Consider the following 21346-nt stretch of genomic DNA (forward strand, 5'->3'; position numbering starts at 1 on the left):
AGGTCATTGTGGACTATGATAAAATTCATTTGTTTGGTCTGATGGGAGAGGATCAATTTTTGCAAGCAGGGCACCAGCCAAGTACTTTTGTTTTGGATGGCATTCAGGCGGCTAGTGTCATCTGTTATGACATTCGGTTTCCAGAATGGATTCGGACGCTCATGTCTGGTGGTGCCAAAGTTCTGTTTGTGGTGGCTGAGTGGCCGACAGAACGCGTGGCGCAGTGGGAAATCTTATTGCGGGCGCGTGCGGTTGAAAATCAGGCCTTTGTTGTCGCTGTGAATCGGGTTGGCAAAGGAGATTTGGATAGCTTTTCAGGACACTCCTTGGTTATCAATCCTTTAGGAGAAGTGATTTTACAAGTGCCAGATAACCAAGAAGGTGTTTTTTCCACTTGTTTGGATTGGTCAGAAGTGGAAAAAGTACGCGGGCAAATACCTGTTTTTGCGGATCGAAAACCCCAGTTGTATCATTAAGGAGGCGTGCAGATGTTTTCACAATCACAGATTTTACAAGATTTACCCAAACAATTTTTCGTCAATTTGGTGGCCAAGGTAAATGCCAAGCAGGCTGAAAGGTATGATGTTATCAATCTCGGACAAGGCAATCCTGACCAGCCGACCTATGATTTCATTGTAGATGCCTTGATTGCTTCGGCTAAAAATCCAGTGTCGCATAAATATTCATCTTTTCGTGGGAATGCTCATTTTAAAGAGGCAGTGAGTCAATTTTATCGGTAACATTATCAGGTTGATCTTAATAGCGAAAAGGAGATTTGCGTGCTTGGTGGTGCTAAAATCGGTTTGGTGGAATTTCCTTTGGCTTTGATGAATCCTGGGGATTTGTTGCTACTGCCTGACCCTGGCTACCCTGATTACCTGTCTAGTGTGGCCTTGGCGCAGATTGATTATGCGACATTTCCATTGACCAAAGCCAATCACTTTTTGCCTGATTTAACAGCTATTCCTGAGGACGTAGCAAAACGGGCTAAGTTTATTTATGTCAATTACCCCAATAATCCGACGGGTGCGGTGGCAACTGCAGCCTTTTACGAAGAATTGGTGGCTTGGGCTAAAGCCTACGATGTCGGTGTTATCAGCGATTTTGCTTACGGTGCCTTGGGAGCAGAAGGTTATGAAAACCCAAACTTTCTTTCCACACCTGGAGCTAAGGACGTCGGCATTGAACTATACACTTTCTCCAAAACCTTTAATATGGCAGGCTGGAGGCTTGCTTTTGCGGCTGGCAATGCTCAGTTGATTGAGGCGCTTAACTTGTTGCAAGACCACTTGTTTGTGAGCGTCTTTCCAGCGATTCAAGATGCAGGTGCGGTGGCACTTTTGGATGAACGGTCGAAAGATGCCGTTGCAGACTTAAATAAGACTTACGATGAACGACGTCGTGCCTTTGTTCAAGCCGCTGAGAAGATTGGTTGGCACGCTTTTGATTCCAAAGGGTCATTCTATGCTTGGATGCCTGTGCCAGAAGGTTATGACAGTGAGCAGTTTGCTGACTTGCTTTTAAATGAAGCCCACGTGGCTGTCGCACCAGGAAAAGCCTTTGGGAAACAAGGTGACAGCTATGTCAGAATCGGTTTATTGGTTGATCCCGAACGTTTGGTCGAAGCTGTTGAGCGCATCGGCAAATTACATCTGTTTGAAAAGACGAATTCCCATTTGTAACGATACAAAGGGAATCAGATTATTTCCCTCGTTAATAAGCAGTTGATTTTATAATCAACTGCTTATTATTTTTATTCAAAAAAACACTTGACTTATGAATAAATATGCTATAAAATAGACACATATTTATTCAAGGAGTGTATATTATGAAAGTGTCGATTGTTGGTATCACTGGATACAGTGGTTTTGAATTGGTTAAAATATTGAATAATCATAAAAAAGTGACAATTGCTTCGATTCATGCCACCAAGGATATTAGCCGACGCTTGTCAGATATCTATCCTTACCTTTCTGGGATTTGTGATTTGGTGATTGAAGCCTTTGACGCGAAAGCTATCATGGCAGTTTCTGACTTGGTTTTCTTTGCGACTCCAAGCGGCATCGCTAGTCAATTGGCAGCTCCTTTTGTAGCAGCTGATTTTCCAGTGATTGATTTGTCTGGCGACCATCGTCTGCCTGCAGATGTTTATGAAAAATGGTATCACAAAACCCCAGTAAGCGATGCTGTTTTGAGTCAATTTACCTACGCTTTGACAGAGTGGACAGACCTTAAGGGGAAACGTTTTGTTTCAAATCCTGGTTGCTATGCAACGGCAACAGAACTGGCCTTGCTTCCCTTGTTAAAGGCAGATGTGATTGAGGAAGATGCGATTATTGTTGATGCTAAAAGTGGTTTGACAGGTGCTGGGAAGGCCTTGTCTGAAGCCAGCCATTTCGTCAATGTGCATGATAATTATGTAACTTACAAGCTAAATCACCACCAGCATATTCCTGAAATTGTGCAAATGCTGCAAGAGGTCAACCCTAAGGTGCCGTATATACAATTTTCAACCTCGCTCTTGCCTGTTAATCGTGGAATTATGGCGACGTCTTATGTGAAGTTGAAAAAACCGTTGAGCAAAGCGGCATTAGATGCCATCTATCAAGCGGCTTACGAGGACAAACCTTTCGTGCGTGTGCAAGAGGATTTACCAGAATTGCATAATGTGATTGGGTCTAATTTTACGGATATTGGTTTTCTCTACAATGAGGTGACAAATGTCTTAACGGTGGTGTCTGTGATTGACAATCTGATGAAAGGGGCGGCTGGTCAGGCAGTGCAAAATCTCAATGCCATGATGGGTTGGGATGAAACCGAAGGCTTATTGGTGTCGCCAAGTTATTTATGATAGAAAGAAAGGGTTAGGAGCTTTAAAAAGGAAGCTTTGTGCTTGTGGTTAAAGCTTTAGGTGATTAGGATGAAAGTGATTGAAGGCAATATTGCAAGCCCGCTTGGTTTTTCGGCAGATGGCTTGCACGCAGGGTTTAAGAAAAGAAAAATGGATTTTGGGTGGATTGTGTCAGAAGTCCCAGCCAGTGTGGCAGGTGTTTACACGACCAATAAAGTGATTGCAGCCCCTTTGATTGTGACGCGTCAATCGGTGAAAAAAGCTCAAAAAATGAAAGCCATCGTGGTCAATTCGGGTGTGGCCAATTCTTGTACGGGGGTGCAAGGCATGGAAGATGCCTACACCATGCAGCAATGGACAGCTAATAAATTGGGGGTTGAGCCTGATTTGGTGGGGGTAGCTTCAACAGGTGTCATCGGTGATTTGTTGCCAATGGACACGCTCAAAACAGGATTGTCTAAATTGGTGGTCAATGGTAATGCGGATGATTTTTCAAAAGCCATTCTAACAACGGATACTGTCGTCAAAACTGTTGCCGTGACGGAACAATTTGGGCGTGACGAAGTCACCATGGCAGGTGTGGCTAAGGGCTCGGGTATGATTCATCCCAATATGGCAACCATGCTAGCCTTTATCACGTGTGATGCCAATATTTCCAGTGAAACCTTGCAGTTAGCGCTTAGTCAAAATGTGGAAACAACGTTCAATCAAATCACAGTGGACGGTGATACCTCAACCAATGATATGGTCTTGGTCTTGGCTAATGGCTGTACGCTCAATGACGAAATCTTGCCTGACACAGCCGAATTTGAGAAGTTCTCGGCCATGCTCCACTACGTGATGCAAGAACTTGCTAAGAAAATTGCCAAGGACGGTGAAGGCGCAAGCAAACTCATTGAAGTTGTGGTAAAACACGCTCCTAACACCTTTGACGCACGAATGATGGCTAAAAGTGTGGTGGGCTCAAGTCTTGTGAAAACGGCTATTTTCGGCGAGGATCCTAATTGGGGACGTATTTTAGCAGCGCTTGGTTATGCGGGGGTCGATGTCCCTGTTGACAACATTGATATTGCTTTAGGAGATGTGCCAGTCATGCTGGGCTCAGGTCCTGTGGCCTTTGATGCCGAGGAAATGCAAGACATCATGCATGAAGAGGTTATTTGTATCACGGTGGATTTGCATTCGGGTGAGGCAACTGGAAAGGCTTGGGGTTGTGATTTATCCTATGATTATGTGAAAATTAACGCTTTGTATCGGACATAAGGGGAAGTTTATGGAACATGTCATTGTCATTAAAATCGGAGGTGTTTCCAGTCAGCACCTATCACAAGAATTCATTCAGCAAATCAAGCAGTGGAAGGCTGAAAACAAGCAAGTGGTTATCGTCCACGGTGGCGGTTTTGCCATCAACCAACTCATGGAAGAAGAACACGTGCCCATTACCAAGAAAAATGGCTTGCGCGTGACCAGACAATCAGACATGAAACTGGTTAGCTATGCCCTGTTGAAAATCGTCGGTGCCAATTTGGTGAAAAAATTGAACCAATCGTCGCTAGATAGCGTCCAACTTTTGTCAAATATGCCAAAAGTGGTACAGGCAGATTTCTTGGACAAGGCGACTTATGGTTATGTGGGCAATGTGTCGCACATCGAGACAGAGATTTTGGAGCAAATGTTGGCAGATCAGATGTTGCCAGTTCTAGCTTCTATTGGTTTTTCTAAGGATGGTAAGATGCTCAATATCAATGCGGATTACCTAGCGACAGCCATTGCCGTTGCTCTTGGGGCTGAAAAATTGGTGCTGATGACAGATGTCAAAGGAGTTTTGGAAAATGGTGCGGTGCTTGATCACTTGTCATCCACTGATTTTCAAGAAAAAATTGATAAAGGAGTCATCACAGGTGGGATGATTCCAAAGATTGAATCAGCGGTCAAGACAGTCCTGGCAGGTGTTGGTGAGGTTTTGATTGGCGATAATTTGCGGGCAGGCACATCCATAGTCTGCTAGGTTAGATTGATGAGGGGACAAGGATGACGAAACTATTTCAAAATTACAAACGCGCAGCGATTGAATTTGTCAAGGCAAAGGACAATTATCTCTTTGACCAAGAGGGCAAGGCTTATTTGGACTTTTCATCAGGAATCGGTGTGACTAATCTTGGTTTTCACCCTACTGTACAGGCGGCATTGCTCAAGCAGGCTCAAGACATTTGGCACACGCCTAATTTATATGAAAACTATCTGCAAGAAGAGGTCGCCAGTAAGTTGATTGGCGATAGGGATTATTTGGCCTTTTTTGCCAATAGCGGAGCAGAAGCCAATGAGGCTGCTATCAAACTAGCCCGTAAGGCAACTGGCAAGCAAGGCATTATCAGTTTTGTGCAGTCTTTTCACGGTCGGACCTATGGCGCCATGTCTGCAACAGGCCAAGACAAAATCAAAACAGGCTTTGGAGATGGTGTGCCGCATTTTAGCTATGCCATTTACAATGATTTGGACAGCGTGAAAGATTTGGTGACCAGCGACACTGCTGCCGTCATGCTGGAATTGGTTCAGGGAGAATCTGGCGTGCGTCCAGCAGACCCTGCCTTTATCACTGCCTTGAGCGCATTTTGTCAGGAAAATGGCATCTTGTTCATTGTTGATGAGGTTCAGACGGGCATGGGACGTACGGGCAAGCTTTACGCTTTTGAACATTATGGCATTGAACCTGACATTGTCACCCTCGCCAAAGGTTTGGGAAATGGTGTTCCTGTTGGTGCTATGCTGGGCAAGGCGAAATTTGGGGGGGCTTTTTCTTATGGCAGTCACGGTTCTACCTTTGGAGGCAATAAACTAGTCATGGCAGCAGCCTCAAGCGTTCTTGATGTCATGTTGGCAGAAGACTTTTTGCCACAGGTTCTTGAAAAAGGGCAGTATTTACAAACTGCCTTGCAGAAAGCCTTAGCTGAAAATGCAAAAGTGACTGACATTCGTGGCTTGGGTTGCATGATTGGGATTGAAACAACGGAAAATCTTACTGACTTGGTAATCCAAGCACGTGAACAGGGTTTGATTGTCTTAACGGCAGGCAGCAACGTTATTCGCCTTTTGCCACCATTGACTCTGACCAAAGAAAAAATAGACGAAGGTGTTGCCATTCTTACTGATATTTTCGACTAGAAAAAGAATTTTTCTCAAAAGAAACTCTTTTTTGGTTAACAAAAGCATTTTGGCTGAAGTCAAACAAGCACTTCCAGAAGTGGAATTGGATATTTTGAGTGACTTGTATCCTGATTATCAAATCGATGTAGCAGCCGAGCAGGAAAAATTGCGTCAGGTAGATGTGATTGTTTTTCAGTACCCACTGTATTGGTATGCGGTGCCGTCTTTATTGCAAAAATGGCTTGAAAAGGTCTTTGTGCACGGCTTTTCTCATGGTGCTTCTGGGGATGCTTTAAAGGGCAAGTATGTGATTGCATCCTTGACCACTGGAGCTGGCGAGGCAGCTTATCAGGCAGAATCAGGCACCAGCATCGAGGATTTGTTAGCACCCATTCGCTTGACGGCAAAACTCACTCAGCTGAATTATCTTGGACACATTGTCACACACGATGTGTCTTATTCACTACGTCAAGATGCTGACAAGGCACAAGAAATTCTAGCCAAATCTAAAGACCACGCCAAACAACTGATTGCCCTCATTTAACAATTAGACGATTAGTTTTAACAAAAACTAGAAAAACCAGCTTGAGCAAGGAACTCAGGCTGGTTTAATGTCTAACCAAGAACAATTTCCCTTGGGTGGGGATGATGATGGCAAAGGTTAGGATAAGAAAGACTAGCGTCAAAAGGCCAGCAGTGCCATTGACGGTGAGGGAGTACATATAAGGGGACATGCCTTTGGGAGCATAGCTACCCCAAAAAAGAAGGCCTGCAAGAAAATGCCAAAAGTAGCGGACAAAAACAGCTAGACAGCCTCCTAAGCTGGCATAAATCAAAGCACGTCCCTTGTGTTCCTGTCTTAAAGCTTTTTGGAAAGGCGCCGCGAAAAAGCCTGCTAGTCCCATTGAAGCAAAGGCAAAGAGGTATTCAATAACCACTTGCGAAACGGATAAATACCAAACCTTCCCCAAAATAAAATGCAGCAAGCCCCAAATGGTTCCCGCTAAAATGCCGTATTTTGGCCCACGTCGTAGGGAAAAAAGCACCAAGGGAATAGCACCAAAAGAAGGACTAAACCAGCTAGCAAAATCAGGAATGTAAGACAAGGCCATGGCAAAAGCAGCAACAAGAGCCGTTTCGACCAAGATAGACAATCTAAAACGTTTGGATGACATTAAAAAAGCTCCTTTCACGACAAAGGAGCTTTTTTCTGATTTATTGCACAGGTTATTCAAAACAAAGTTTTATTAACACATGTCACAATCCCTACGCTCGTCCTAACGAGATCAGGTGATCAGGATTTCGCATTTGCGATCTCAGCCTTAAGCACTCCTTTGTGATTCAATTGCCTTTAGTCTAGCATGAAAGCGCCATTCTTGTCAAGCATTCTTAACAGCCCTCGCCTAATGATTGGTAAAAGCTACTTGTAAAATAACTCCCCAGTAGTATCTCCAACGCTTTCTTTCCAAATATTTCTTTAAAACAAGCAATTCATCGTTGCGATTGGCTTTTCGGTGTAAGACCTCATCACAAACAAAAGGATACAATCGGTAAGCCAAGTAGGCTATGGAATCGCCCTTTTCAAGTCCTGAGGCACTGTTTAAAAGGGCTTGACGCAGCTCTTCACTAATGACCAGAGTAGGATTATTATAAACCAACTCAATATGATGATAAAATATCTGGCGCTTCCTCTTGCGTCGTTTGTTCATAAACAAGCTAACACCACCCCTCTAATGTTCATTATACCTTATTTCGGTAAAAATGCATCACGAAATCGTTATTGCAGATGGTAGCAGCTACAAAGCCTTTGAAGCAAGTAAAAAGAGAACAGTTTTCCTGCTCTCTTTTCAAAAGGATTAAAGTCCGTAGTTGTAGTCGTCATCCTGCATGGCTTCCACGGTACCAAGCAAGTAACCATTTCCGACTTGACTAAAGAAATCGTGGTTAGACGTCCCCGTTGAAATACCGTTCATGACGATTGGATTGACATCGTCCGCAGTATCAGGGAAAAGTGGGTCTTGTCCGAGATTCATCAAGGCCTTGTTGGCATTGTAACGTAAGAAGGTCAAGACCTCATCTGTCCATCCCACAGCGTCATAGAGGGATCTGGTGTAATTTTCTTCATTTTCGTAGAGCTGGTAGAGCAAGTCATACATCCACTCACGAAAAGCGTCTTGTTCGTCTTCTGATAATTCATTGAAACCAAGCTGGAATTTGTAACCGATATAAGTACCGTGAACAGATTCGTCACGAATAATCAGTTTGATAATTTCAGCCACATTGGCTAATTTGTTATTGCCAAGGTAGTAAAGAGGTGTGAAAAATCCTGAATAAAACAAGAATGTTTCCAGAAAAGTAGAGGCTACTTTCTTTTGCAAGGCATCACCGTTTTCATAAATATCATTGATGATTTTGGCTTTCTTTTGCAAGTATTCGTTGTTGTTAGTCCACTCAAAAATGGCTTCGATTTCTGATTTGGTGTTGAGTGTTGAGAAAATCGATGAGTAAGATTTGGCGTGGACAGATTCCATGAATTGAATGTTGTTGAGGACAGCTTCTTCATGCGGTGTGCGCACATCTGCTCGAATAGCTTCTACTCCAGATTCAGATTGCATGGTATCAAGTAGGGTAAGACCTCCAAAGACCTTGCCTACCAAGTCTTTTTCTTGTTCAGACAATTGACGCCAGTCATCAAGGTCATTTGATAAAGGAATGCGGGTATCTAGCCAAAATTGTTCGGTCAATTTTTCCCAAGTGGATTTGTCAATGACGTCCTCGATTTCATTCCAGTTAATCGCTTTATAATAAGTTTGTGACATGTTATTCTCCTCGTGTGGCAAAAGGTAGGGTATTAAGTTTTTGCCTTAAATCGTACATGATTCGCATTGGTTAGCGCCAACTTCGTCTCCGTCATCGGTAAAGGTACGAATGTAGTAGATAGATTTGAGTCCTTTGTTAAAGGCATAGTGGCGTAAAATGGACAAATCACGTGTGGTTTGCTTGCTTTGCGTTTTCCACTCATAGAGTCCTTGAGGAATGTCACTGCGCAAGAACAAGGTCAATGACAAGCCTTGGTCAACGTGTTCGGTTGCGGCTGCATAGACATCAATGACTTTTCGCATATCCATATCGTATGCAGATGTGTAATAAGGAATGGTATCGGTTGAAAGTCCAGCAGCAGGGTAGTAGATTTTACCAATTTTCTTTTCCTGGCGTTCTTCGATACGTTGGGTAATGGGGTGAAGGGACGCTGACACATCGTTGATGTAAGAAATAGACCCATTTGGTGCAACGGCTAAACGGTTTTGGTGGTAAAGCCCATCTGCCATGACCGCATCACGCAGTTTAGCCCAATCTTGACCGCTAGGGATGAAGTGGTCTGCAAACAAGTCTTTCACACGGTCAGAAGTTGGCACGTATTTTCCTGTGATGTATTTATCAAAATAGCTACCGTCAGCGTAAGCTGATTTGTCAAAACCGACAAAGGTTTGCTGGCGTTCACGAGCAATGTTATTTGATTCGACCAAGGTCCAATAGTTCAACAACATGAAGTAGATGTTGGTAAATTCGATCGATTCGGGGCTACCGTAGTGAATGTGGTGTTGGGCGAGGTAAGTGTGTAAGCCCATGGCACCAAGTCCAAAGGTGTGTGCTTGGTCATTGCCGTTTTTGATGGTTGGAACAGCTTCGATAGATGATGTATCTGATACGAAGGTCAAGGCGCGTGTCATTGCCTTAATAGAGCGTCCAAAATCAGGTGAAGTCATCATGTTGACCACGTTGGTTGACCCAAGGTTACATGAGATATCTGTTCCCATTTTAACGTATTCCTGAGCATCGTTAATCTCACTTGGTGTTTGCACTTGAAGGACCTCAGAGCACAAGTTAGACATGATGATTTTACCGTCAATTGGGTTGGTACGGTTAGCGGTGTCAATATTGACCACATAAGGGTAGCCTGATTCTTGTTGCAATTTTGAGACTTCAGTTTCCAAATCACGTGCCTTAATTTTGGTTTTGACGATATTAGGGTTTGCCACCATGTTATCGTATTCGGCTGTAATGTCCACATAGCTATATGGCACACCGTATTCACGCTCAACGCTGTAAGGGCTAAAGAGGTACATATCATCGTTGTTACGAGCTAATTCGTAAAATTTATCAGGGACGGTGATACCTAGTGAAAGGGTCTTAACACGCACTTTTTCATCAGCATTTTCTTTTTTAGTCGATAGAAAAGCCATGATGTCTGGATGAAAGACATCCAAATACACTGCACCAGCACCTTGACGTTGCCCCAATTGGTTAGAATAAGAGAAACTGTCTTCAAAAAGTTTCATGACAGGAACAACTCCAGATGCTGCGCCTTCATAACCCTTGATTGGCGCGCCAGCTTCACGAAGGTTTGAGAGGCTAATGCCCACACCACCTCCGATACGTGACAATTGCAAAGCTGAATTGATAGAACGCCCAATGGAATTCATGTCATCAGTGACCGAAATCAAAAAGCAAGACACAAATTCACCGCGACGGCTACGTCCAGCATTTAAGAAAGATGGTGTAGCAGGCTGGTAACGTTGGTGAATCATTTCTGTGGCCAAATCGCGCGCTAAAGCTTCATCGCCATCTGCAAAATAAAGGGCGTTAAACAAGACACGGTCTTCGATGCTTTCAAGGTATTGTGTGCCATCGTTGGTTTTTAAGGCATATTGTTGGTAAAACTTGTAGGCAGCCATGAATGATTTGAATTGGAAGTGTTGTGCTTGCAAGTCCTTGGCTAAGGCCTCAATAAATTCCGGTGTGTATTTGCCGATAAAAGCCGCTTCGATGTAGTCATTGTCAATCAAATAGCGGATTTTAGCCGTAATGGAATCAAAAGCCATGGTGTTTGGAATGACATTTTCACGAAAGAAGGCTTCGAGAGCTTCTCTATCTTTGTGAAGAGGAATTTGACCATTGATAGGTCGGTTAATTTCATTGTTTAGGCGGAAATAAGACACATCGCCAAGATTTTTTAAACTCATAATTACGATACAAAAGCCTACCTAACAAAAAGAAGAGGCAGACTTTATTTCCTTTCTGTGCTTGGGTTAGAGTTAAAGCAAGGCTTTTAACTTAGCAGGTTGAAAACCAGAGAAAATGATATCTCCTGATTTAATAACGGGAGCAGCGGTAAAGCCTAGATTTTTGACATATTCAACCATTTCAGGACGTTCGTCGATATTAATTTCTTGATAGTTTGCTCCCTCATTATCAAGGAGTTTTTTCGTCATTTTACATTGAATGCAGTTGTTTTTTGAATAAATGGTAATGGTATTAGCCATCTGACATCGACCTTTCTAAATGTTTTAAGTGTACTGTTCTACTTATCTAGCATACCCAAAAAAGAGGAAAAAAGCAAGCTAAAGTGCTTCAAAAAATACTATATATTGTGTTTTTTATGGTCAAATAGCACAAAATATAGTAACCAAGCGGCTTGACGGGGATTGTTTTGAAAACACCTTGCTAACACTATATGTTATAAAAACTAACACATAATAAAATAAAACTTGACACAATATTCTGAAAGTTGTATAATGTATGAAAATTTATACTATTTTAAGGGGATGTTTATGAGTAAGTTTTTATCTGATTTTTCCTTCAAGGAAAACCAATATTCCTATTACGACATTGAGCGCGTGGTGACTTCCTACGGAGGAGATATTCATAAAATCCCTTACACCATTCGTATTTTACTTGAAAGTTTACTCAGAAAATACGACGGAAAAGATGTAACGAAAAATCACATAAAAGCCTTGGCGACCTATCAAGCTAAGCAGCCCAGTGGTGAAATCCCATTTAAGCCTAGTCGCGTGATTTTACAGGATTTTACGGGAATTCCGGTAGTTGTTGATTTGGCTTCTATGCGAGATGCGGTGGTTGCACATGGTGGCAATCCCCAACTCATTAACCCTGAAATTCCAGTGGATTTGGTGATTGACCACAGTGTTCAGGTGGATGTTTTTGGTTGTGATTCAGCTTTGGAAGATAATATGACGCTTGAATTTCAACGCAATAATGAGCGCTACACCTTTCTAAAATGGGCGGAAAAAGCCTTTGACAATTACCGTGTGATTCCGCCTGCGACAGGGATTATCCACCAAGTCAACATTGAATTTTTAAGCGATGTGGTGATTGAACAAGACGGCTTGTTGTACCCTGATTCCATGTTTGGAACGGACAGCCACACCACGATGATTAATGGTATTGGTGTTCTTGGCTGGGGTGTCGGTGGTATCGAGGCAGAGGCCGCTATGCTGGGCGAAGCCTCTTTCTTTCCCATTCCTGAAGTGGTTGGCGTGCATTTGACAGGCAAATTGTCTAAGTTAGCGACAGCAACGGATTTGGCCTTGAAGGTTACGCAAGTGCTTCGACAAGCCCATGTGGTTGGCAAATTTGTTGAATATTTTGGGGAAGGTTTAACCAGTTTGACCTTGGCAGAACGAGCAACAGTTGCCAACATGGCACCTGAGTACGGCGCGACCTGTGGTTACTTTCCGATTGACGATGAAACCTTGAATTATATGCGTTTGACCAATCGTTCTAGCGAACATATTGACTTGACAAAGGCTTATGCCAAGCAAAATCACCTATTTTACAATCCTGAGCATCAGGCGGATTATACGACTGTTATTGAGATTGATTTGTCAACGATTACGCCAAGCATCGCTGGACCAAAACGTCCGCAGGATTTGATTGATTTGACCCAAGCCAAACAAGCTTTTCAAGACAGTTTGGTGCGTGAGGCAGGTGTTCAGGGGTTTGGTTTGACAGCAGATGAACTGGATAAGACCGCTACAGTTCAGTTTGAGCAAGAAACTGTTGACATTAGAACAGGGCACGTGGCGATTGCGGCCATCACGTCATGTACCAATACCTCTAATCCTTATGTATTGATGGCAGCGGGCTTATTAGCGAAAAATGCGGTTGCACGTGGCTTGAAAGTGGCTCCGACAGTCAAGACGTCTTTGGCTCCAGGCTCTAAGGTGGTCACAGGTTACTTGCGCCAATCAGGTCTGCAAGCTTATTTGGACCAGCTTGGCTTTAATCTCGTTGGTTATGGTTGCACCACTTGTATTGGAAATTCAGGCAATTTGTTGCCAGAGGTAACAGAAGCGATTACAAAGTCGGATTTGTTAGTATCAGCGGTCTTGTCAGGCAATCGTAATTTTGAAGGGCGGGTCAATCCGCTTGTCAAAGCTAACTTTTTGGCAAGTCCACCTCTAGTAGTGGCCTACGCTCTTGCTGGCAATACTAATGTGGATTTGACCAGTGAGCCGCTTGGTTTTGACCACAATCAAGACCCTGTTTACCTAAAAGATCTTATGCCAAGCCATGACGAGGTTGCTCAATACGTTGATCGTTATGTGACTCGCCAGTTGTTTGAGGATGAGTACCAGCACGTTTTCACGGACAATGAGCAATGGAATCACATTGATACTCAGAACAGCTTTATTTACCCATGGAAGGCAGATTCTACCTACATTCAAAACCCGCCGTATTTTGATGGTTTGGATAATCAAAGCACAATCAAACCGCTACGCCATTTGCGTGTTTTAGCTAAATTTGGTGACAGTGTCACGACTGACCATATCTCGCCAGCGGGAAATATCTCAAGAAATAGCCCTGCAGCAAATTACCTTGAAGAACACGGCGTGACTTATGCTGATTTTAATTCTTACGGCAGTCGCCGTGGTAATCATGAGGTCATGATGCGAGGAACCTTTGCCAATATTCGCATTCAAAATCAGTTGGCGGCTGGCAAAGTGGGCGGTTACACGACTTATGAGGGTGACGTGATGCCTATTTACGATGCGGCTATGCATTACAAAGCTGATAACGTGGCGACCTTGGTCATTGCAGGAAAAGATTACGGCATGGGTTCTAGTCGGGACTGGGCAGCCAAGGGAGCAAATCTTCTTGGAGTCAAAGCCGTGCTGGCTGAAAGTTTTGAACGCATTCACCGCTCAAATATAATCATGATGGGGATTTTACCGCTGCAATTTTTAGACGGTGAAACAGCTGATAGCCTTGGTTTAACAGGATTTGAAAGCTATGATATCGAACTGCCAGAAAATCCAAGTATTCATGATGTGGTTGATGTTGTGGCGCGTGATGCCTCAGGTGACAAACGCTTTAAAGCCATGGTGCGTTTTGATGCGGCGGCAGATATTCGCTACTATAAAAACGGTGGTATTTTGCCAATGGTGGTTCGTAAAAAGTTGGAGGGAGTAGCTTATGATGGAAAGTGAAGGCATGAAAGACTTAATTGCCTGCCAAACGCGTATTAGCGCGATTGTTGACGATCAGTTGTCTTATGCAGGCTATAATATTTCAGAATTGATGGACAATGAAGCGAGTTTTGAAGAGGTTATCTATCTTCTTTGGAACCTGCATTTGCCCAATCAGAAAGAATTGGCTGATTTTACTGCGGAGTTGCGTGCCAATTATGGCATTAGCGATGCGATTGAACAGTGTTTGTTGATTCAGTCACGTCGCCATCTGCACCCCATGAGTGTCTTACGTTCAACGGTCAGTCTGCTTGGGGTGTACAACGTTCATGCTGAGGATACTTCAGAAGAAGCTGTTTATGAGCAATCCATTCAATTAATGGCAAAAATGCCCACTATTATTGCGGCATTTGCTCGTTTGCGCTCAGGGCAGACACCCATAGCACCGCGTGAGGATTTGTCTATCGCAGCCAACTTTTTGTATATGCTAAAAGGAGAAGAGCCAACTCCTCTGCAAGTTAAGGCGCTCAATCGTGCCTTGGTCCTACACGCTGATCATGAGTTAAATGCTTCTACCTTTGCCGCGCGTGTGTGTGCTTCGACCTTGGCAGATATCTATTCTTGCGTGACCACTGCTATCGGTACCCTAAAAGGCCCTCTGCACGGTGGGGCAAATGAACGTGTTTTTGATATGCTAACAGACATTCGTGAAATGGGAGATAGCGAGGCCTATTTACAGGAAAAACTCGCCTGCAAGGAAAAAATCATGGGCTTTGGGCACCGTGTTTATAAAAAACAAGACCCGCGTGAAAAATACTTGCGAGATATGGCAGAAGAATTGACCAAAGGCACAGAAGATGAGGTTTGGTTTGATTTGTCGCGTGAGGTGGAAGATTACATGAAAAATGCCAAGGGGCTGATTCCAAATGTCGATTTCTACTCAGCGACAGTTTATCATGTGCTTGGCATTGACAGTTCCATCTACACTTTGATTTTTGCCATGAGCCGTGTATCAGGTTGGATTGCCCATATTCAAGAGCAACAACGCCATAACAAACTCATTCGCCCACGTTCAGACTATGTTGGCCTTGTGGATTTGACTTACATTCCCATGGAAGCGCGTTAGAAAGGATAGCTATGTCAGAAAAAATCACTTTGGAAAATGGCCGTTTGTCTGTGCCTAATCATCCTGTCATTCCGTTCATTGAAGGGGACGGGATTGGGCAAGATATTTGGAAAAATGCGCGTGCGGTTTTTGATGCGGCAGTAGCAAAAGCCTATCACGGTCAAAAAACAATTCAGTGGCTGGAAGTCTTGGCAGGTCAAAAGGCGCACAAAACCACGGGTCAATGGCTGCCTGATGACACACTTGAGGCAATCAAAGAATATTTAGTTGCCATCAAAGGGCCTCTAGAAACGCCTGTTGGTGGTGGTATTCGCTCGCTCAATGTCACCTTGCGTCAAGAATTGGATTTGTATGCTTGCGTGCGTCCTGTGCGGTATTTTCAAGGCATTGAAAGCCCGCTCAAAGAACCTGAAAAAATCAATATCACCATTTTTCGGGAAAATACAGAGGACATTTATGCGGGAATTGAGTGGCAAGCTGGTAGCTCAGAAGTCAAGCAAGTGATTGCTTTTTTGCAAAAAAACATGGGGGTTAACAAAATCCGTTTTCCTGAAAGCAGTAGCATTGGTATCAAACCCATTTCAAAAGAAGGGAGTGAGCGTCTGATTCGCTCAACCATTGAATACGCTCTGACCAATAACCTCGCTAAAGTTACCCTTGTTCATAAGGGAAACATTCAAAAATTCACAGAAGGTGGTTTCCGAAAATGGGGCTATGAACTCGCTCAAAGAGAGTACGCCGATGAACTTGCCAGCGGAAAATTAGTTATCAATGACATCATTGCGGACAATTTTTTGCAGCAAATTCTGCTTAATCCTGAAGCTTTTGATGTGGTGGCGCTGACCAATCTGAATGGGGATTATGCCAGCGATGCCTTGGCAGCACAGGTGGGAGGTATTGGCATTTCACCAGGTGCTAACATCAATTACAGCACAGGTCATGCCATTTTTGAGGCGACACATGGCACAGCGCCTGATATTGCAGGGCAAGACAAGGCTAATCCCTGCTCGCTGCTCTTGTCAGGTTGTATGTTATTTGATTACATCGGCTGGACAGAAGTGGCTCGTCGCATCACGACGGCTATTGAAAAGACCTTGGCTCAAGGCTATGTCACTGCTGATTTAGCACACGGTAAGCCTGCCTATTCAACCAGCGACTTTGCCGCCAAAGTCATCGACTATTTGTAAAAAGATAACCTAGGATATGTTTTGGTCCTAGGCTTTTTGCTGCCGCCGACATGATTTTGATTTTTACCCCAAAAAAGCTTATAATCTTGATAGAAAAGGTAGGTTTTTATGGAATATTCATTGACAGACATTATTTTTTTATTTTTTATTTATTCGTTTGTAGGCTGGCTCTGGGAAACCATTTATTGTTCCATCAAAGATAGAAAATTTGCTTATCGTGGTTTCTTGGCTGGACCTTACTGCCCTGTATATGGCTTTGCGGTGACAACCGTTCTGGTGGCGACAAAACCTTTTCAGAGTCATTTGCTATGGCTGTTTTTGAGTGGGATGCTGGTAGCGACCGTGTTCGAATACGTGGCAGCATGGTTACTAGAAACTCTCTTTCACATGAAGTTGTGGGATTACAGCAATGAATTTGGAAATATCCAAGGACGTATCGCCCCAGCCATCTCACTGTTTTGGGGCTTTGGGATTGTGATTTTAGTTAAATTCATCCAGCCAAGCGTGATGTGGCTGATTGCCCATACGAGCGATTGGGTTGCCTTAGCTATTGTAATTATCATGACAGCGGATTTCATTTGGACAGTGACAGATACAGTGAAATTCCAACAAGCAGCCAGCTCTTTTGAAAAATATGCGCATGCAGAACAAGAACGCTTGCACGAGTCCGTTAAAAAAGAATTTGGCGACTTGGCTCAGCAAACCGAAGTCTTTAGCAAGCGCTTAGAAGATTTACGCCTGCACATCAATGAACGCTTGAAAGCAAGAGGTATCGAACCTTTCCGTTTCAACCAACGCCGCCTCTTGAGAAACTACCGTCAATTCCGTTTGACGACAGCGCCATTTTTAAATGATATCCGTCGCAAACAAGAAGACGCCAAACAAAATCAAAAAAACAAGAAATGAGAACGAAGTCTGGAATGAAAATTCCAGACTTTTATCATAAAAGTGTTTCTTTTTTGCTGCATTTAATGAAAGAAAAGTGATTTTTACCACCTTAAATTTACACCGATCCAATGAATGGTAAGTGCTTGAAAATAAAATTATATTGTGCTATAATCAGTTCCTGTAAGGGTTATCAATTGTTGATAATTCAAAAAACATAATAAAAGGAGAACCAATTATGGCTTCAAAAGATTTTCACATTGTTGCAGAAACAGGTATTCACGCACGTCCAGCTACTTTGCTTGTTCAAACAGCTAGCAAATTCGCTTCAGATATCACTTTAGACTACAAAGGTAAAGCTGTAAACCTTAAATCTATCATGGGTGTTATGAGCTTGGGTGTTGGTCAAGGTGCTGACGTTACTATCTCAGCTGAAGGTGCTGACGCTGACGACGCACTTGCTGCTATCGAAGAAACAATGACTAAAGAAGGATTGGCTTAAAAATGACAGAGAAGCTTAAAGGGATTGCAGCATCAGATGGTGTTGCTGTTGCTAAAGCGTATTTACTCGTTCAACCGGATTTGTCATTTGAAACCGTTACAGTTGAAGATACAAGTGCAGAGGAAGCTCGTTTAGATGCTGCATTGCAAGCATCTAAAGACGAGCTTTCTGTTATTCGCGAGAAAGCAGTAGAAACACTTGGTGAAGAAGCAGCAGCTGTGTTTGACGCACACTTGATGGTTCTTTCTGACCCAGAAATGATTGGTCAAATTAAAGAAACAATCCGTGCCAAACAAATTAACGCTGAAGCAGGTCTTAAAGAAGTAACTGATATGTTTATTACTATCTTTGAAGGTATGGAAGACAACCCATACATGCAAGAACGTGCGGCTGATATCCGCGACGTTGCAAAACGTGTATTGGCTCACCTTATCGGTGTTAAACTTCCAAACCCTGCTACAATTGACGAAGAATCAATTGTTATCGCTAACGATTTGACACCATCTGACACCGCTCAATTAAACAAAAAATTTGTAAAAGCGTTTGTCACTAACATTGGTGGACGTACAAGTCACTCAGCTATCATGGCACGTACTTTGGAAATCGCTGCTGTTCTTGGAACAAACGATATCACAAGCCGTGTTAAAGATGGTGATACTGTAGCCGTTAATGGTATTACTGGTGATGTTATTATCAATCCAACAGAAGAGGAAATTGCTGAATTTAAAGCTGCTGGTGAAGCATATGCTAAGCAAAAAGCTGAATGGGCTATTCTTAAAGATGCCAAAACAGTTACTGCTGATGGCAAACACTTTGAATTAGCAGCAAACATTGGTACTCCTAAAGATGTTGAAGGCGTTAACGCTAACGGTGCAGAAGCAGTCGGTCTTTACCGTACTGAGTTCTTGTACATGGATTCACAAGATTTCCCAACTGAAGATGAACAATACGAAGCTTACAAAGCTGTTCTTGAAGGCATGAACGGTAAACCAGTTGTGGTTCGTACCATGGATATCGGTGGGGACAAAGAACTTCCATACTTTGACCTTCCAAAAGAAATGAATCCATTCCTAGGATTCCGTGCTCTTCGTATCTCAATTTCAGAAACAGGTCAAGATATGTTCCGTACACAATTGCGTGCGCTTCTTCGTGCGTCTGTTCACGGACATCTTCGTATCATGTTCCCAATGGTTGCTCTTCTTAAAGAGTTCCGCGCAGCGAAAGCTATCTTCGAAGAAGAAAAAGCTAAACTTAAAGCTGAAGGTATTGCCGTTGCAGATGATATTGAAGTAGGTATCATGATTGAAATCCCAGCTGCAGCTATGCTAGCTGACCAATTTGCTAAAGAAGTTGACTTCTTCTCAATTGGTACAAATGACCTTATTCAATACACAATGGCTGCTGACCGTATGAACGAACAAGTTTCATACCTTTACCAACCATATAACCCATCAATCCTTCGCTTGATTAACAACGTTATCAAAGCAGCTCACGCTGAAGGTAAATGGGCAGGTATGTGTGGTGAAATGGCCGGAGATCAACAAGCTGTTCCACTTCTTGTCGGAATGGGTCTTGACGAATTCTCTATGTCAGCAACTTCAGTTCTTCGTACGCGTAGCCTTATGAAGACACTTGACACTGCTAAAATGCAAGAGTATGCAAACCGTGCTCTTACAGAATGCTCAACTATGGAAGAAGTTCTTGAACTTAGCAAGGAATACGTTGACTAATTAGCGGCATTATTAGACTTTTAAGGACTGTTTTGAGTTATTAAAAAGTCAGTTGTCAGAGAGGGCGCTAGTCGTCCTCTCTTTCTTTGTGCTTTAAATGGTAGCACTATTTTTGAAGATGTGATTTATGCTAATTTTCTGAATTTAGTAGTGTTGAATAATTGAAAAAAACCAAAAAAGTGATAAAATAAAACTATCATATTAAAAGGAGAAAGAACGTGACCAAACAATACAAAAATTACGTTAATGGAGAATGGAAACTTTCTCAAGAAGAAATCACTATTTATGCTCCAGCAACAGGTGAAGAACTAGGTTCTGTGCCAGCTATGAGCCAAGAAGAAGTAGATTATGTTTATGCTTCTGCTAAAGCTGCTCAAAAAGCATGGCGTACGCTTTCATACGTTGAACGTGCGGCTTACCTTCACAAAGCTGCTGATATTTTAGAGCGTGATGCTGAAAAAATTGGTGCGGTATTATCAAAAGAAATTGCTAAAGGCTACAAATCAGCTGTTAGCGAAGTTATTCGTACAGCCGAAATCATTCACTATGCTGCTGAAGAAGGTGTTCGCCTTGAAGGTGAAGTGCTTGAAGGTGGTAGCTTTGAAGCTGCAAGCAAACAAAAAATCGCTGTTGTTCGTCGCGAACCAGTTGGTCTAGTGCTTGCTATCTCACCATTTAACTACCCAATCAACCTTGCTGGCTCTAAGATTGCACCAGCCCTTATTTCAGGAAACGTTGTTGCCCTTAAACCACCAACGCAAGGTTCTATTTCAGGTTTGCTTTTGGCTGAAGCCTTTGCTGAAGCAGGTCTTCCAGCTGGTGTCTTCAACACAATTACAGGACGTGGTTCTGTTATCGGTGACTACATTGTAGAACACGAAGCTGTTAACTACATCAACTTCACTGGTTCAACTCCTGTTGGTGAACACATCGGTAAATTAGCTGGTATGCGCCCAATCATGCTTGAACTTGGCGGAAAAGACTCAGCTATCGTTCTTGAAGATGCTGACCTTGATTTGGCTGCTAAAAACATCGTTGCTGGTGCTTACGGTTATTCAGGTCAACGTTGTACAGCGGTTAAACGTGTCCTCGTTATGGATAGCGTTGCTGATGAATTGGTCGCAAAAGTATCTGCTTTGGTTGAAAAATTAACAGTTGGTATGCCTGAAGAAGATGCAGACATCACACCATTGATTGATACAAAAGCAGCTGACTTTGTAGAAGGTCTTGTTAAAGACGCTCAAGAAAAAGGTGCTAAAGAAGTGATTGCCTTCAAACGTGATGGTAACCTTATCAGCCCAGTCTTGTTTGATAACATCACTCCTGAAATGCGCTTGGCTTGGGAAGAACCATTTGGTCCAGTTCTTCCAGTTATCCGTGTGAAATCACTTGAAGAAGCTATTGATTTGTCAAACCAATCAGAATACGGTCTTCAAGCAGCAGTCTTCACAAACAACTTCCCACTTGCCTTCAAGATTGCAGAACAATTAGAAGTTGGTACTGTTCACATTAACAACAAGACACAACGTGGTACCGATAACTTCCCATTCCTTGGAGCTAAGAAATCTGGTGCTGGAACACAAGGTGTGAAATACTCTATCGAAGCCATGACAAAAGTTAAATCAACTGTTTTCGATATTGCAAAATAAAA

At 42.9% G+C, this 21346-nt stretch carries 18 protein-coding genes, 1 pseudogene and 1 riboswitch; of the genes and pseudogenes, 14 read left to right on the forward strand and 5 right to left on the reverse strand.

Annotated elements, in window-relative coordinates:
* From B3473_RS03680 to B3473_RS03710, 7 genes and pseudogenes are all read left to right on the forward strand, one after another.
* Window positions 1-476, forward strand: a 476-nt coding sequence (locus B3473_RS03680; RefSeq protein WP_293674879.1) for a nitrilase-related carbon-nitrogen hydrolase, incomplete at its 5' end; no start/stop codon positions are given.
* Between the two features lie 12 nt (window positions 477-488).
* A pseudogene (locus B3473_RS03685) lies at window positions 489-1682 on the forward strand (pyridoxal phosphate-dependent aminotransferase).
* A 146-nt stretch (window positions 1683-1828) separates the two neighbouring features.
* The gene (gene argC, locus B3473_RS03690; RefSeq protein WP_235280804.1) at window positions 1829-2851 is read left to right on the forward strand and encodes an N-acetyl-gamma-glutamyl-phosphate reductase; all 1023 of its coding nucleotides are present in this window, start codon (window positions 1829-1831) and stop codon (window positions 2849-2851) included.
* Between the two features lie 69 nt (window positions 2852-2920).
* Window positions 2921-4114, forward strand: a complete 1194-nt coding sequence (gene argJ, locus B3473_RS03695; RefSeq protein WP_154454405.1) for a bifunctional ornithine acetyltransferase/N-acetylglutamate synthase — start codon at window positions 2921-2923, stop codon at window positions 4112-4114.
* 10 nt (window positions 4115-4124) lie between these two features.
* Window positions 4125-4859, forward strand: a complete 735-nt coding sequence (gene argB, locus B3473_RS03700) for an acetylglutamate kinase (protein WP_168260988.1) — start codon at window positions 4125-4127, stop codon at window positions 4857-4859.
* 23 nt (window positions 4860-4882) lie between these two features.
* A complete protein-coding gene (locus tag B3473_RS03705; RefSeq protein WP_154454403.1) occupies window positions 4883-6013 on the forward strand; it encodes an acetylornithine transaminase in 1131 nt (376 codons plus the stop codon).
* Window positions 5997-6539 carry an NAD(P)H-dependent oxidoreductase gene (locus tag B3473_RS03710; protein WP_154454419.1) on the forward strand — a complete coding sequence of 181 codons (543 nt, stop codon included), beginning with the start codon at window positions 5997-5999 and terminating at the stop codon, window positions 6537-6539. Before B3473_RS03705 ends, B3473_RS03710 begins: the two co-directional genes overlap by 17 nt.
* 64 nt (window positions 6540-6603) lie before the next feature.
* Here the strand turns inward: B3473_RS03710 and thiT are convergent, their stop codons facing one another.
* From thiT to nrdH, 5 genes are all read right to left on the reverse strand, one after another.
* Entirely contained in the window at window positions 6604-7170 is a 567-nt protein-coding gene (thiT, locus tag B3473_RS03715) for an energy-coupled thiamine transporter ThiT (RefSeq protein WP_154454402.1), read from the reverse strand.
* Between the two features lie 71 nt (window positions 7171-7241).
* Window positions 7242-7339, reverse strand: a riboswitch (TPP riboswitch).
* Between the two features lie 59 nt (window positions 7340-7398).
* Window positions 7399-7704 (reverse strand): bacteriocin immunity protein, encoded by a 306-nt coding sequence (locus B3473_RS03720; protein ID WP_154454401.1) that lies wholly within the window; start codon window positions 7702-7704, stop codon window positions 7399-7401.
* Window positions 7705-7851: 147 nt separating this feature from the next.
* Window positions 7852-8814 carry a class 1b ribonucleoside-diphosphate reductase subunit beta gene (gene nrdF, locus B3473_RS03725; protein ID WP_154454400.1) on the reverse strand — a complete coding sequence of 321 codons (963 nt, stop codon included), beginning with the start codon at window positions 8812-8814 and terminating at the stop codon, window positions 7852-7854.
* A gap of 45 nt (window positions 8815-8859) precedes the next feature.
* Window positions 8860-11019, reverse strand: coding sequence for a class 1b ribonucleoside-diphosphate reductase subunit alpha (gene nrdE, locus B3473_RS03730; RefSeq protein WP_154454399.1), 2160 nt, complete (start codon window positions 11017-11019; stop codon window positions 8860-8862).
* 72 nt (window positions 11020-11091) lie between these two features.
* A complete protein-coding gene (nrdH, locus tag B3473_RS03735; RefSeq protein WP_154454398.1) occupies window positions 11092-11319 on the reverse strand; it encodes a glutaredoxin-like protein NrdH in 228 nt (75 codons plus the stop codon).
* 288 nt (window positions 11320-11607) lie between these two features.
* Between nrdH and acnA the strand changes: the two genes are divergently transcribed.
* The 7 genes from acnA (at window position 11608) to B3473_RS03770 (ending at window position 21344) form a co-directional block, all read left to right on the forward strand.
* Window positions 11608-14286 carry an aconitate hydratase AcnA gene (gene acnA, locus B3473_RS03740; protein WP_269725754.1) on the forward strand — a complete coding sequence of 893 codons (2679 nt, stop codon included), beginning with the start codon at window positions 11608-11610 and terminating at the stop codon, window positions 14284-14286.
* Window positions 14273-15391, forward strand: a complete 1119-nt coding sequence (locus tag B3473_RS03745; RefSeq protein WP_154454396.1) for a citrate synthase — start codon at window positions 14273-14275, stop codon at window positions 15389-15391. Before acnA ends, B3473_RS03745 begins: the two co-directional genes overlap by 14 nt.
* Before the next feature lie 11 nt (window positions 15392-15402).
* Window positions 15403-16578, forward strand: coding sequence for an NADP-dependent isocitrate dehydrogenase (gene icd, locus B3473_RS03750; protein WP_154454395.1), 1176 nt, complete (start codon window positions 15403-15405; stop codon window positions 16576-16578).
* Window positions 16579-16686: 108 nt separating this feature from the next.
* A complete protein-coding gene (locus B3473_RS03755; RefSeq protein WP_154454394.1) occupies window positions 16687-17484 on the forward strand; it encodes a putative ABC transporter permease in 798 nt (265 codons plus the stop codon).
* A gap of 217 nt (window positions 17485-17701) precedes the next feature.
* Window positions 17702-17965, forward strand: a complete 264-nt coding sequence (locus tag B3473_RS03760) for a phosphocarrier protein HPr (protein ID WP_003064009.1) — start codon at window positions 17702-17704, stop codon at window positions 17963-17965.
* A gap of 2 nt (window positions 17966-17967) precedes the next feature.
* Window positions 17968-19695, forward strand: a complete 1728-nt coding sequence (gene ptsP, locus B3473_RS03765; RefSeq protein ID WP_168260979.1) for a phosphoenolpyruvate--protein phosphotransferase — start codon at window positions 17968-17970, stop codon at window positions 19693-19695.
* A 218-nt stretch (window positions 19696-19913) separates the two neighbouring features.
* A complete protein-coding gene (locus tag B3473_RS03770) occupies window positions 19914-21344 on the forward strand; it encodes an NADP-dependent glyceraldehyde-3-phosphate dehydrogenase (RefSeq protein ID WP_293674933.1) in 1431 nt (476 codons plus the stop codon).
* Window positions 21345-21346: the final 2 nt, after the last annotated feature.

Origin of the sequence: Streptococcus sp. UBA632 (assembly GCF_002300045.1) — a bacterium.
GTDB lineage: Bacteria > Bacillota > Bacilli > Lactobacillales > Streptococcaceae > Streptococcus > Streptococcus alactolyticus.

Coding starts and splice junctions, on each gene's coding strand:
- argC (WP_235280804.1), top strand. CDS start 1,829: ATGAAAGTGTCGATTGTTGGTATCACTGGATACAGTGGTTTTGAATTG.
- argJ (WP_154454405.1), top strand. CDS start 2,921: ATGAAAGTGATTGAAGGCAATATTGCAAGCCCGCTTGGTTTTTCGGCA.
- argB (WP_168260988.1), top strand. CDS start 4,125: ATGGAACATGTCATTGTCATTAAAATCGGAGGTGTTTCCAGTCAGCAC.
- B3473_RS03705 (WP_154454403.1), top strand. CDS start 4,883: ATGACGAAACTATTTCAAAATTACAAACGCGCAGCGATTGAATTTGTC.
- thiT (WP_154454402.1), bottom strand. CDS start 7,170: ATGTCATCCAAACGTTTTAGATTGTCTATCTTGGTCGAAACGGCTCTT.
- B3473_RS03720 (WP_154454401.1), bottom strand. CDS start 7,704: ATGAACAAACGACGCAAGAGGAAGCGCCAGATATTTTATCATCATATT.
- nrdF (WP_154454400.1), bottom strand. CDS start 8,814: ATGTCACAAACTTATTATAAAGCGATTAACTGGAATGAAATCGAGGAC.
- nrdE (WP_154454399.1), bottom strand. CDS start 11,019: ATGAGTTTAAAAAATCTTGGCGATGTGTCTTATTTCCGCCTAAACAAT.
- nrdH (WP_154454398.1), bottom strand. CDS start 11,319: ATGGCTAATACCATTACCATTTATTCAAAAAACAACTGCATTCAATGT.
- acnA (WP_269725754.1), top strand. CDS start 11,608: ATGAGTAAGTTTTTATCTGATTTTTCCTTCAAGGAAAACCAATATTCC.
- B3473_RS03745 (WP_154454396.1), top strand. CDS start 14,273: ATGATGGAAAGTGAAGGCATGAAAGACTTAATTGCCTGCCAAACGCGT.
- icd (WP_154454395.1), top strand. CDS start 15,403: ATGTCAGAAAAAATCACTTTGGAAAATGGCCGTTTGTCTGTGCCTAAT.
- B3473_RS03755 (WP_154454394.1), top strand. CDS start 16,687: ATGGAATATTCATTGACAGACATTATTTTTTTATTTTTTATTTATTCG.
- B3473_RS03760 (WP_003064009.1), top strand. CDS start 17,702: ATGGCTTCAAAAGATTTTCACATTGTTGCAGAAACAGGTATTCACGCA.
- ptsP (WP_168260979.1), top strand. CDS start 17,968: ATGACAGAGAAGCTTAAAGGGATTGCAGCATCAGATGGTGTTGCTGTT.